The 13,443-nt window shown below is 33.4% G+C and carries 12 protein-coding genes; 3 read left to right on the forward strand and 9 right to left on the reverse strand.

Annotation, left to right across the window (positions count from 1 at the left end):
- Position 1: 1 nt before the first annotated feature.
- From BUB80_RS21505 to BUB80_RS21535, 7 genes are all read right to left on the reverse strand, one after another.
- The gene (locus BUB80_RS21505; protein ID WP_073297651.1) at positions 2 to 1,459 is read right to left on the reverse strand and encodes a DUF4178 domain-containing protein; all 1,458 of its coding nucleotides are present in this window, start codon (positions 1,457 to 1,459) and stop codon (positions 2 to 4) included.
- A 2-nt stretch (positions 1,460 to 1,461) separates the two neighbouring features.
- The gene (locus BUB80_RS21510) at positions 1,462 to 1,821 is read right to left on the reverse strand and encodes an S-adenosylmethionine decarboxylase family protein (RefSeq protein ID WP_073297652.1); all 360 of its coding nucleotides are present in this window, start codon (positions 1,819 to 1,821) and stop codon (positions 1,462 to 1,464) included.
- A 22-nt stretch (positions 1,822 to 1,843) separates the two neighbouring features.
- Positions 1,844 to 2,767: a citrulline utilization hydrolase CtlX gene (gene ctlX / locus BUB80_RS21515; protein ID WP_073297653.1), complete on the reverse strand. Its 924-nt coding sequence runs from the start codon at positions 2,765 to 2,767 to the stop codon at positions 1,844 to 1,846.
- 70 nt (positions 2,768 to 2,837) lie between these two features.
- Positions 2,838 to 3,752, reverse strand: a complete 915-nt coding sequence (locus tag BUB80_RS21520; protein WP_073297654.1) for a dimethylarginine dimethylaminohydrolase family protein — start codon at positions 3,750 to 3,752, stop codon at positions 2,838 to 2,840.
- 515 nt (positions 3,753 to 4,267) lie between these two features.
- Entirely contained in the window at positions 4,268 to 6,439 is a 2,172-nt protein-coding gene (locus BUB80_RS21525) for a TonB-dependent receptor domain-containing protein (RefSeq protein WP_073297656.1), read from the reverse strand.
- An 80-nt stretch (positions 6,440 to 6,519) separates the two neighbouring features.
- Positions 6,520 to 7,581, reverse strand: coding sequence for a helix-turn-helix domain-containing protein (locus BUB80_RS21530; RefSeq protein WP_073297658.1), 1,062 nt, complete (start codon positions 7,579 to 7,581; stop codon positions 6,520 to 6,522).
- Between the two features lie 72 nt (positions 7,582 to 7,653).
- Complete coding sequence (locus BUB80_RS21535; protein WP_262484450.1) at positions 7,654 to 7,941, reverse strand: winged helix-turn-helix transcriptional regulator; 288 nt, start codon at positions 7,939 to 7,941, stop codon at positions 7,654 to 7,656.
- A 205-nt stretch (positions 7,942 to 8,146) separates the two neighbouring features.
- Here BUB80_RS21535 and BUB80_RS21540 point away from each other — a divergent pair, with 205 nt between their 5' ends.
- Positions 8,147 to 8,941 carry an SDR family oxidoreductase gene (locus tag BUB80_RS21540; protein WP_073297660.1) on the forward strand — a complete coding sequence of 265 codons (795 nt, stop codon included), beginning with the start codon at positions 8,147 to 8,149 and terminating at the stop codon, positions 8,939 to 8,941.
- A gap of 45 nt (positions 8,942 to 8,986) precedes the next feature.
- Complete coding sequence (locus tag BUB80_RS21545) at positions 8,987 to 9,484, forward strand: hypothetical protein (RefSeq protein WP_073297662.1); 498 nt, start codon at positions 8,987 to 8,989, stop codon at positions 9,482 to 9,484.
- A 63-nt stretch (positions 9,485 to 9,547) separates the two neighbouring features.
- Here the strand turns inward: BUB80_RS21545 and BUB80_RS21550 are convergent, their stop codons facing one another.
- Together BUB80_RS21550 and eno are read right to left on the reverse strand one after the other, a co-directional pair.
- A complete protein-coding gene (locus BUB80_RS21550; protein WP_073297664.1) occupies positions 9,548 to 10,834 on the reverse strand; it encodes a citrate synthase in 1,287 nt (428 codons plus the stop codon).
- An 83-nt stretch (positions 10,835 to 10,917) separates the two neighbouring features.
- Positions 10,918 to 12,210, reverse strand: a complete 1,293-nt coding sequence (gene eno / locus BUB80_RS21555) for a phosphopyruvate hydratase (RefSeq protein WP_073297666.1) — start codon at positions 12,208 to 12,210, stop codon at positions 10,918 to 10,920.
- Positions 12,211 to 12,562: 352 nt separating this feature from the next.
- Here eno and BUB80_RS21560 point away from each other — a divergent pair, with 352 nt between their 5' ends.
- Positions 12,563 to 12,997, forward strand: a complete 435-nt coding sequence (locus BUB80_RS21560) for a hypothetical protein (protein ID WP_073297668.1) — start codon at positions 12,563 to 12,565, stop codon at positions 12,995 to 12,997.
- Positions 12,998 to 13,443 lie beyond the last annotated feature (446 nt).

A 13,443-nucleotide genomic window follows, 5' to 3' on the forward strand; every position in this document is an offset into this window, starting at 1 on the left:
TTTAAGATTTAGAATACGGTGAATTTGAACTGTTACTCCATTTTGAAATATTGAAAACGTTTCTTCCCCAATAGCAGATTATAAAAAAAACAACCATTGTTATAAGGATAATTACAAAATTCCAAAATGAAACAGGAAGCCATGTTACTTTTACATCTATTGAACTTTCGTCTACTACATTTGCAGGCGATGACTGAATTACCGGATTGATGGTTAAAAGAGAATCTAAATTCTTATTAGGAAAAACCTGCTTAACCAATTTTCCAATATCACTTGAATCTTTTTCCAATGTTCTTACATCACCAAATGAAACAGATTGTTTTGTACTGTTATCCAATACATTTACTATTCCTGAGCCTTCTTTGGTTATGGTTAAACCTGTATCAGAAGCAGAAGTTAATATTGTTCCTGTTGATTGTTGAGATTCAGCGGAAAGTACAAGATGATATTTCCCAGGAGAAACTCCGCAAATATTAAATTCTTCAGTAGTTTTACCCTCTCTCCAAACTTCTCCATCCTCATATCCAGAGTATTCTTCTATGTCTTTAGAAGTATAAACAGCTTCGTTTGTATTTTCATTTACAAGACTTAATTGAAGATTTGCCCATGAATTATTTACCTCAGAATGCGCACTTACCTTCAATGGTGCTGAACCTCCCGAAAGGGTAAAACTTTTGGAAACCATCTCCTTATTTTTTACATCTTCGAACTTAATGGTATCCTGAAAAACGGAAGCATTTGTTCTGGAAGTGTAAACATATAATTGAAGCAGACAGATTAAAAGTCCTGCAATACCCAGAATATTTATCGCTTGCTTTATATCAATATAATAAGGCTGAACAATGCCAATCCCAGCGTAATTGGGCATATGAGAAAGCTTGAAAGATTTTTTAATGAAATGTTTAGAAATATGTTTCCCAGCAAAATATTGATTCTTACTACCCCATTGTTCCTGGGAAATCATATTTGTTCCATTCACATATTCTTTATAGGTTGCCAGATTAAAATTAAGCTTTTCTTCAAAAAAACCTGCCGCCGCATGAATACTACATTCTGTGGTTTCATACCATCTGTAATTCCGAGTATGTAATTGTGCTATTTTAGAACTTTTCTTCTTGACATCTTCTGTATGAATAGGATATAGAAGAACCCAATGCCCATCGCTTTCGCTCAGGAAAGCATCATCTCCTTTCTTATCTTTTAAATAATATTCTCTCCAATATATAGTAGCTCCGTATTTACGAACAACAATGGCATCAACAGTATATTCTGTATTGTCAAGAATCCCTTTTTGCCCAACCTCTAGCACTACATTTTCTATCGGCTTTTTAACTAATTTTTTAGAGAAACTTTTTTCAACATCAATAAGATATGAGCATGATTTACAAACGTACTCTTCAATAGAGAACATAAAATCACGGCTATTTTCTGTATTACAAACGGGACAAGTGTAATGCATTTTTATCGATAAATATTGTGTTTTTGAATAATTTTAGCCTTAAAATATTCAATAATCTCGTCAGCTATTTTTTCTACTTTCTCCGTATTATCCTGAAGGTAATTACAAAGGAATACATCAAACGTTAGCTGTTTGAATTCTGGCCAAGTGTGAATACACAGATGCGACTCTTTAAGACAAACCGCAGAAGTAAAACTATTATTTTCAAAAACATGTTCTGTTACCCCTACAATCTCTACTTCCTTTGCTTCTAAAATTGCCTGTGTATGTTTTAGAAAACCCTTACTGTCTAATAATAAAGCTTCTGACTCCGTTTCCAAAGTCAGAAGAATATGTAAGCCTTTATTGCTTAATGATTTCAATGAATTAATTTTCGCAAATATATTATTTTTTCGGCAGAAATACCTCAGCTAACATACAACGTGCGCTTCCGCCGCCGTTTACTTCAATGGTATTTAAGTCTGAATAAATAATCTCGCAGTATTTTTCAATCGCTGAAACTTGTTCTTGATTTAAAGATTGATAAGCAGTTTGGCTCATTACCAAAAACTTTTCACCGTCTTTATTTTGTACCTGAAGCATATTTCCTGCAAATTGCTGCATTTGCTCTTCAGAAATTTCAATAATCTCTTTTCCTGAATTTTTGATGGTCTCAATAACTTTACTTCTTTCCAATTCATTATCGATACAATCAAGGCAAATAACCACGAATTTGTCTGCCATACACATCATAACATTCGTATGATAAATGGGAAGTCTTTCTGAACCTACCGTTTGAAAAGAATGAAAAACAATTGGTGTAAACCCATATTTATCACAGAATTCTCTGAATAATTTCTCATCTAATCGTAAAGAAACTGATCCATACGCCAATTTATTATCGTGATCGAAAATCATACTTCCCGTTCCTTCCAAAAAGTGACCCTGAATTTCCGGTAATGACCAGTCATCAACTTCAGAAACTTCAAAACCCTGATTTTTTATTGTTTCAATAATATCTTCTCTTCTCTCCACTCTTCTGTTTGAAGCGAACATCGGATACAAAACTACTTTTCCATCTTTATGGAAACTCACCCAGTTGTTCGGAAAAATAGAATCCGGTGTGTGCGGATCCAACGTATCTTTTATCGTAATGACATTGATTCCTTTACTTCTTAATTTTTCAGCGAAAATATTAAATTCTGCCAACGCCTTCGACTGAACATCGGCACTCTTTTGGTCAACCTGAAAATAATTGTTTTCTGCCGTTTCTGCGTTATAACCGAATGCAATCGGCTCTATCATTAATACTGTATCTGTTGTCTGCATTTTTTCTTTGATTTTAAAATTAAAAGATTGAAAATTAAAAACTCTCAAACCCTAGAACTTTCCAACACTATTACTCTCTAACAAGCGGCATTGTAGAACATCTCAACAATCCTCCCATTTTAGAAATTTCTCTGTAAGGGATTTCTTCAACGGTCATTCCCCACTCGTTTCTCAGGTGGTTGTTCATTCTTGTGAATGCTTGGTCTGACACTACAATTTCAGGAGAGATTGAGAAGATATTCGGGAACATTTCAAACATTTCTTCGTCTGTAACGTGGAAACAGTTTTCTTCACCGAAAATATCAATGATCAGGCGATAATCACTTTCATCCACAAAACCATCTTTGTAGATAATGCATTTATCTTTTCCAATCGGGTTGAATGTACAATCTAAATGTAAAATACCTTCAAATGGAATCTTATCATTTTTCTTCAACTCTAAATCAATAATTCTCTTTTTTGGAAAGTATTCTTTTAGAATTTCTATCGCGTATTCGTTGGTTCTTGCTGTTTTATAATTTCTATAGTCTTCGCTGAAACATGTCCCGATAAAAAGAAAATCGTCCCAAACAATAACATCACCACCTTCAATATGAGCCGTTTCCGGAAGGTTGATAATTTTTCTCCATGCTACTTTTTCGTACACATTTTTGTAGGCTTCCTGCTCATCTGCTCTGTCGGCAATGACATTGGAAATAATCATTTTATCATCAATCACAAAAGCTACATCTCTTGCGAAAACCTGATTGTAATCTTTAATGATACTTGGGCGTAGAACTTCTACATCATATTTTTTTAAAACTGCTTCAAAAGCATTCATTTCATTAATAATATCCTCTTCTTTAGGATACATATTATGTTGGATTGAGTAGTATGACTTGGCATCATAACTTTCCTCAAGTGCGGGAACGGGTCCCATTGAATTAGGTTGGCCTAAAACTACCGATTTTAGCCTCCCCGTTTCGTTTTTAATGTTTAGTTTCATAAAGATTTATGCAATACTACAAATATAAGTAAAGGTCTCTATTTAAGAAACTTTTGAGCTGTTTTAAAGGGAATATTTGATTTTATTCTGCGAAATCATTAATCTCTAGTTTTAGTTTATTTTTTATTGAACAAAGACAGATTTTATTGCTTCCGAAAGCCCGTTTAGAAGATATTATTAAACATAAGTATCTAATCATTATCAATTTACATAAAAAGCGCATTTATAATTAAAAATAAATTCATACATTAGTGATATAATAATTGATAACAAATTAAGACTTAATTATTAACATCAAAACACCAACACCATGAACAAGAAAAATCCCGTGCTAAAACATGCACAAAAACTAGGAAGAGATCAACAAAAATCAATTAAAGGAGGCATTGGAATCGGCGGACCAAGATACTGCTGTGAATGGAATGACGATGGATCATGCCGAATTTGGACTTGCGGTAACTGTGTTTGTCCGTAATCAAAAAATAATAAACCTGCTTATAAAAGCAGGTTTTCTTTTATCTGGCTCTATTTTCTTCTTCTGTTTTCTGTATATCTTTTGTCTGATATTTCGAGCTTCCAAAATTATAACTTAAAGACAATATTAACTTTTGGGTATCCCACCAATGGGTAAGTCGGTTATCCATAATTTGTTTATGTCTGAATTCTAAGCGTTGATCATAAGAATCAAAAATATTATTAAAGCTCATTTTCGTATTCAGCTTATTATCAAACCATGCTTTTTGTACTGAAATATCAACGGTATATCTTGGCTTAATAATATATAAACTATTCCCGGTTTTAGATTCATAATTGGCAAAAATATTAATGGTATACCCTTTAGGTAAAGAGAAAACCTGATTTAATCTCATCTCATAATTATAAATTTTCAATGCAAAAACTTCATCCAGATACGGTCTAAATTCATGATTGTAATATCCCGCTATCTGAGTGTTTATGTTCCACCATTTTGATATTTTTATAGGGAAACTCATTTCTGCAGTGGCAAAATTCCGATAAGGCAGATTAGTTCCTAAATATTCCAACACATTCGTTTCAGGGTTGTAAATCGGATACCGTGTCATAACATCTGTTTCTTTTCCAATTGTAAACGCTGTCACCCAATTTTTATATCGATACGTTGCTTTGATCTGATTGGTAAAAGACGGCTGCAGGTAAGGATTCCCAATCCAATAATTAAGCGGACTAAAGTAAAATCTGAACGGATTGAGCTGTGAAAAAACCGGTCTTGTAATTTTTCTACTATAAGAAAATGAAAGCTCATTAGATTTGTTGAATGAATAGCTCGCACTGAAAGAAGGCAGCCATTTCAGATAATTTCTTGAGACAACAGAATCTATCGTTACTGCATGAGAAACGCTTTGAGTATTTTCAAATCTTAATCCCGCATTAATCTGGAGTTTATTAAATTTTTGACTGTATGCCCAATATCCAGCCCAGATTTTTTCTTGATATGAAAATTGATTACTCCGTGTAGGATCGAAAACAAATTGCTTATTAACCGACAGCGTATCATACCTAATCATATTATTCGTATTAGTATCACTGAATTTAACACCTGCCTCAAAAGTAGCATCCCCTATTTTTTGAGAAATATCAACTTGCCCTGTATAAATACGAATCTTGTTGAGAAGATCAGATTTCCAATAGGATAAAAGCTGTGAAGTCGGCTTATCGCTATTCGTAAAATCATCTTTTTGTTTATTTTCGACCGAAAGATAATTGCCTAAAAAGTTTAGCTTAAAATTTTTATGTTGGAAAGAATAATCTGTAGCGAGCCCATAATTATCTTGAAAATAGTTCGTAGGATTTTTACTTTCTGTATTAAAAACCAATTGAGTTTCATCTTTATTTACTGTATAGAGTGAACCTAAGCGAATCCGGTCACTCTCTCTAAAATTTCCTCTTACATTCACTCCCACTCTATTTTTGTCATTCAATTTATAATCAACTCCCAACTGAATCGTATACACTTCTGCATCATCTTTTTGGTAAGCCTGGGTTCTCATAACGTTTGTATTTGCCAAACGTTGTAGCGCATTATAACGATATATTGAGATTCCATTGTTATAGCCCAACAGCAGATTATAGCCTATTTTCTCTGTGTTGTAAGAAAGGCTCAGGCTATTTTCTCTATAACTAAATCTATTGATGCTTGTGTTTCCAACATAGCTTCCTTTCCAGCCCAGATTGGTATTTTTCTTTAATCTAATATCAATAATACCTTTAAATTCCGCGTCATATTTTGAAGATGGATTGGTGTTTACTTCAATAGATTCTACCATTTCCGGAGACATAGATCTCAGATAAGACTGCAATTCCTGACTGCTCATTACAACAGGTTTTCCATTAATAAAAATGGCAGGGCTCATTCTTCCTCCAATAAAAATTCCATCCTCGGAATCTACTGTTACACCTGGAGTTTTTCTTAAAACTTCGAGAATGTTAGTGGATGTTTTAAAATCTTTATTGCCGGAAACATTCATCACAATATTTCCTTCATTGAGCTTTACATCTCTCCGAGAAGATTGAATAATAACTTCTGAAATTGTTGCAATCGAATCTTTTTGTTGTATAGAATCCGAAACCTTAGCATTGAGAATTTCTTGAGATTTTGCTAAAAATAATGAGAATAGCAACAAGATAAAAATCCATAATTTGGCGTACATAAACTTTAAATTTTATGAAACCAAAAGTATTGGAGATCGATGAAAAAGAGGTTTTGAAGTTTAAATTCCGAAGTACAGAATTATAAATCTAAACCCTGAAACCTAGGCTCAGAAGTGATTTGAGATTGCTTATATAAAAGCGGTGTTGTGTTTTTTATTTTCTTGAAGGTAGAGAAAAATGTAGATTTAGAATTGAATCCAACTTCATATCCTATTTCTTCAAATTTTAGATAAGAGCCATTTTCAATCTTTTCACACGCTTCACCAATTCTATATTCATTGATATAGGTTGAAAAACTTTTACCCAAATTATCATTTAATAATTGTGAAAGCTGATGCGTCGAGATATTCATTTCCATAGCAAGATCATTCAACTTCAAATTCGGATTTTTATACAGCTCTTCCATATTCATCAACCTTTCTAATTTTGAAACAAAGTTTTCAGCCTGTTGATCCGGTATCTTTTTATTAGAATATTTGCTTTCTTCCTTTACTGTTACGGATCTGTTTTTATTGTTGAATAAGATCAAAACGTTTCCATATAAAACCAAAGAAAACACAAGACTTCCACCCGCACAATATACCTGAATCAATCCTGTGGACATCAGTTGATAGGCTAAAAAGATAATCACATTACTTACTAAAATAGGGAGGATAAATTGAGCCGGTTTCTTAGCATCTTTTTTCGAAAAAATATAATATTCATAAACAGATAGAAAAATGAAAACCGTCCATATCCCATAAATAAATCTTGCAAAATAGGTGTCCCAAGTAATCGGGAAAATTAAATATAAAAGCCCTACCATAGCAAGAATTAGCGTCAGAACGCCAAAGGATTTTCTTGTACTTTTAAGATCAAATTGCTCTCGTAAAAAAGAAGAACGGATATAATAATACAAAGCCGGACCTGTAAAAAATAGTGAAGATAATCCCAAATGGGGAATAATACGAGGCCAATCCGGATAGAAATAAATACATACTGAAATTCCTACTCGGATACTTAAAGTCAATAAAATTAATCCTAAAAAGAAATCAGGAATATGCTTTAATTTTTTAACGAACAACAAATAAATACCTAATAAAAGCCCATTAAAGGCTCCTATAACACTAAAAAAAAATAACATTTGCTGTCCGAAACTCATTGTTTATTAGCTTTTTATAAAATGTAAATTTAATGAATTCTGAGATGTAAATTTAGAAAATATTCTAAAATATCATTTCTCAACAATATTTTCTAATCGGTTGAGGATAACTGTTCTAAGATGTTCTTCATTTTTATCTCCCCATTCTCCAAGAACTGAAATAACAGGAATCAAAGTATTCCCAAATTCAGTTAGGCTGTACTCAACTTTTGGAGGAACAACAGGATATATCTTCTTCGTCACAAGCTCGTGATCTTCCAATTCTTTCAACTGCATGTTCAACACTCTTCGGGAAGCGTCAGGGATTTTACGTTGCAGTTCACTTGGTCTTTGATGACCTTCATTAATAAACCATAACAAGCGGATCTTCCACTTGCCATAAGTACTTCACCAATTAAGTCTAGACCGCAATTTAAACTTGGAGGGATTTTTCTTTCATACATTCAACAAAATTAATCAATGTTCTAAAAATAGCAATAGGGGAAAAATTTATCCCTATGTGAATCGTATTTCCGTACTTGCATAAATTGGTCATACATCTGAAATTTGTACAAAATTTAAAAGTATGAACGAGCAATTTAATTTTAATAATGAATTAAGCAACAAAATAGCATTGATAACCGGCGGAACTAAAGGCACTGGAAAAGCTATCGCGGAAAGACTTTTAGCCGCAGGTGCAACAGTTATCGTAACAGCAAGAAACCAACCGGAAGTAATCAATGAAAAAATACATTTCATTTCAGCAGATTTAAGCAAATCTGAAGGAACTCAAAAAGTTGTAATTGAAGTATTATCAACATTTGGAAGGCTTGATATTCTGGTTAATACATTAGGTGGTTCGGAAACTCCTGGCGGTGGCTACTCTGTTTTGAAGGATGAAGATTGGGAAAACACCATTCAAACGAATCTATTAGCTCCCGTTCGTTTAGACAGAGGTTTTTTACCGCAAATGATCGAACAGAAACATGGTGTAATTATTCATATTGCCTCAATTCAGGGAAGATTACCGCTTTATGATTCTACGTTACCATATGCAGCGGCAAAGGCAGGTCTTATTAATTACAGTAAAGGTTTATCAAAGGAGGTTTCTTCGAAAGGAGTTCGTGTTCTTACTGTTTCTCCAGGTTGGATTATGACAGATTCTGCGACGAGAATGATGGAACGAATTGCGGAAAGTTCTAATTCAACAATACAAGAAGCAACCCAAAGCGTAATGGACGCATTGGGAGGAATCCCCATCGGAAGACCTGCACAACCGGAAGATATTGCCGAATTTGTAGGTTTTTTGGTTTCACCAAGAGCAAGTTATTTAACCGGAACTGAGTATGTGATTGACGGAGGAACGATTCCTACTATCTAACTTATATTTAAAACTTTTGTATTTTAGTCATTCATTAAAACTACAATGAGAAAATCTGATAAATCCATTCATAGAATTTGTATCGCTAAAATCAAAAGAAGTACTATGAAACCTTATGATTTCAAATGGGCAACGTTTTATGAAAATAATTCTAAAATTTTATTTCAACATTATCCTTTCGAATTACATGATGAAGAATTGATTATTTGTTCAATCATTATAGATTCAGATAATTTCAGCATTTTAACAACAAGAAAACTTATTACAAATGAAAATGGAACTCTCCATTTTGGTAGTTTAATTAATGCCAAAAATCAATTATATGGAGAATTTAAAAGTAAAGATGAAGATTTTACATTTGGAAAGGTTGAATTAGAAGATGGTGAGATTTTAAAATATTTCATTGAAACAAGAAGAGGTTCCATGATTATGGTGCAAGGGGTAAAAACATCAATAGATATTCAAAAAAGAACAGAAAAACAGGTTGAAAAGGTTGCTAATATTTACAACAATAAAATTGGCAAATTACTTAATGATGATTAAACTTTAAAAACAAAAAAAATCCCAAAGCATAACTTTGGGATTTATATTTATCTGAAACAAATATTATCTGTTTACTAAATCGATATAGTCTCTTTTTTGAGCTCCTTGGTAAACCTGTCTTGGTCTTCCGATTGGGTCTCCTTTGATTCTCATTTCTTTCCATTGAGCAATCCATCCTGGAAGTCTTCCTAATGCAAACATTACTGTAAACATTTCTGTAGGAATTCCTAACGCTCTGTAGATGATTCCTGAATAGAAATCTACGTTTGGATATAATTTTCTTTCGATGAAGTACTCATCTTCCAATGCTACTTTTTCTAACTGCATTGCAATATCCAACGCTTTGTCTTCAATACCTAGTGCACTCAATAAATCATCAGCAGCTTTCTTGATAATTTTCGCTCTTGGGTCGAAGTTTTTGTAAACTCTGTGTCCGAATCCCATTAAACGGAAGCTATCATTTTTATCTTTTGCTTTTGCAACCCATTTGTTTACATCTCCACCATCTTTTTCAATCAATTCAAGCATTTCGATTACCGCTTGGTTTGCACCACCGTGAAGTGGACCCCAAAGTGCAGAAATACCAGCAGAAACTGAAGCAAAAAGACCTGTGTGAGCAGAACCTACCATTCTTACAGTAGATGTAGAACAGTTTTGTTCGTGGTCCGCATGAAGAATTAATAATTTATCTAAAGCTTGAACTACCACAGGATTCATTTCAAAATCAGCATTTGGTAATCTGAAAGCCATTTTGTAGAAGTTCTCTACGTAACTCAGGTTGTTATCTCCGTGGTTAAGCGGCAAACCTTGACTTTTTCTATATGTCCAAGCACAAAGGTGAGAGAATTTAGCGATCATCAATTCAGCAGCATGATCCATCTCTTCTTTAGAGTTTACATTTACCGCTTTCGGGTTGAATGCTGTTAATGCAGATGTTAAAGAAGATAAAACTCCCATTGGGTGAGCAGAACGAGGGAAAGCATCGATGATTTTTTTCATCTCCTCTGCTACGAAGTTATATTTTTTAATATTACCGTTGAAGGTATTGAATTGGTCTGAAGTTGGTAGCTCACCGTGTAACAAAAGATACATTACCTCTGTGAAGTTAGACTTTTCAGCAATTTGCTCAATAGGATATCCTCTGTAGAATAATTCCCCTTTATCCCCGTCTAAGTAAGTAATGTCGCTAAGTGTAGCTCCTGTATTTTTGTAACCTAAATCTAGAGTGATTAAACCTGTTTGGTCTCTTAGTTTTGAAATATCGATCCCTCTGTCTCCGATAGTACTATCCACGATTGGATATTCATATGAATTACCGTCGTAATTCAATATTACTTTGTTGTCTGACATTTATTTATTTTTTTTCTAAATTTACTAAATTCCATAAAATACGGCAAACAAAAATTATCGCTTGCCGTTATTTATAATTTCAATTATCTTTTGATTTTAAATGCTCCTAATCCCGGGAAAATTGCAGTTTCACCTAGAGCTTCTTCAATTCTTAATAATTGGTTGTACTTCGCCATTCTGTCTGATCTTGAAGCCGAACCAGTTTTAATCTGTCCGCAATTCATTGCAACAGCCAAATCAGCAATTGTAGAATCTTCAGTTTCTCCTGATCTGTGAGACATTACTGAAGTGAATTTATTGTGTTGAGCCATTTGTACAGCTGCCATTGTTTCAGAAAGAGAACCAATTTGGTTTACTTTTACAAGGATTGAGTTTGCAATTCCTTCTTCTACTCCTCTTGACAATCTTTCAACATTCGTTACGAATAAATCATCACCTACTAATTGTACTCTGTCACCGATTTTGTCAGTTAACATTTTCCAACCTTCCCAGTCATTTTCCTGCATACCGTCTTCAATAGAGATAATTGGATATTTATTAGCCAATTCAGCAAGGTAAGAAACCTGCTCGCTGCTTGTAAATTGTGCAGCATCCGGAGTTTGGAATTTTCTGTAATCATAAATTCCGTCTTTATAGAATTCTGAAGCAGCACAGTCTAATGCAATCATTACATCATCACCAGGCTTGTAACCTGCTTTTTCAATTGCTTGAAGCAAAGTATCCAAAGCATCTTCAGTTCCCTTGAAAGTTGGTGCAAAACCACCTTCGTCACCTACTGCAGTAGACAAACCTCTAGAATGAAGAATAGCTTTTAGGTTATGGAAAATTTCAGTTCCTTTTCTCAACGCATGAGAGAAAGAATCTGCTTTTACCGGCATTACCATAAATTCCTGAAATGCAATAGGGGCATCAGAGTGAGAACCACCATTGATCAAATTCATCATAGGAACAGGAAGTGTGTTTGCATTAACACCACCTACATATTTATATAAAGGCATTTTCAATTCAGCTGCTGCTGCTTTTGCTGCTGCCAAAGAAACTCCAAGGATTGCGTTAGCTCCAAGACTACCTTTATTAGGTGTTCCATCAAGCTCAATCATAATTTGATCTAAAAGATTCTGATCAAAAACAGGAAGACCCACTAATTCAGGTGCTATTACCTCTCTTACATTTTCAACAGCTTTAAGAACTCCTTTCCCCATGTATTCTGAACCACCATCACGTAATTCAACCGCTTCATGCTCTCCTGTAGATGCTCCCGAAGGAACTGCTGCACGGCCCATTGCACCGTTTTCAGTAAATACATCTACTTCTATTGTAGGATTTCCTCTTGAATCCAAAATTTGTCTCGCTTCTATATAAGAAATGTAACTCATTTTTCCGTTTTTTTATAGTTTATACAAATTTAATCAATTTTCAACTTTTTCACCCACATAATGACTCTATTTTACGGTAATTCTGAGTTAAATTTTAGTTAATTTTAAATCCTATATAATTATAAAATTCTAAAAATTTAAATATTAAGTTACATTTTAAAGACCACTAAAATATTTTTCCTATTTTTCACTTTCTTTTATTAATAGAAATTAAAAAAGCAATTCAAATTTAGTCTCTATTTTTTTGAGCCTGAGTTGTTATTATTGGTTTGTTTTTTGTTTCACTAAATTTGCTGTAATCTATTCACTACAGACAACATATTTTATAAATACATTAAAAAAATTAAATACTATGAAAAAAGGACTTTTAATCACTGTTTCATTGGTAGCTTTATCATTAGTAAGCTGCAATAAAACTGAAAGCGGAAATAAAAGTGTTATCAAATCTGATAGTTCGGAAACAACTATTGTTGATAATAATGGGAAAATAGATTCTTCTACAGTAAGCTCATCTACAATAGAGGTTAACGGACAGAAAACAGAAAAGACAGATTTCGTTTATAAAGCAACAGACGGTGCTTTAGTAAAAGTAGTTTTCAAAAATGATCCTAAAGAAAGTACGGTTGCTATTACAAGCAATAAAAAAACATTCACATTACCAAAAACAGAAACGAAAGGTGATGAAACTGTTTATAAGAAAGATGATATGACAGCAAGGGTAAAAGGAGACAGTCTTCATCTCGAGCAAGGTAACAACGTTATTGAATTAAAAAGAACAAAAATTTAGGCTACAAATGGATTTTATAATTTTTCACAAAAAATTGGGTAAAATCAGATGCTTCTAAACCTTTTTTGATTAGCAGACATTGATGTTCTTAATACCAACCCATATTACATAATGAAAATCAAAAAAATGTACTAAAAGCAATACTGTCAGCAGTAGAAAAGGAGACTGGAAAGGTCTCCTTTTCTACTGCTTTTTAATTTGCCTGTATAGTTATTATTAAAAGCTTTCCTAATCATTCCTATTCATAGGATTCTTACCAGTTTTTCATCTACAAATGTTTCTTTAATGATATAATATCCCAGCAGTCCGGGCAATCCACAGATAAAAACTAAAGTTTCTTTTTCTGTTCTCCGGAAGTTGCTGATTGTGCGGATGCGGAGTTTTTTCTGATATCAATTTGATATTCGCTTTCCGCAAGATCAATCATCATATCGAAGAAAATAACT

Origin of the sequence: Chryseobacterium polytrichastri, assembly GCF_900142445.1 — a bacterium.
Lineage (GTDB): Bacteria > Bacteroidota > Bacteroidia > Flavobacteriales > Weeksellaceae > Chryseobacterium > Chryseobacterium polytrichastri.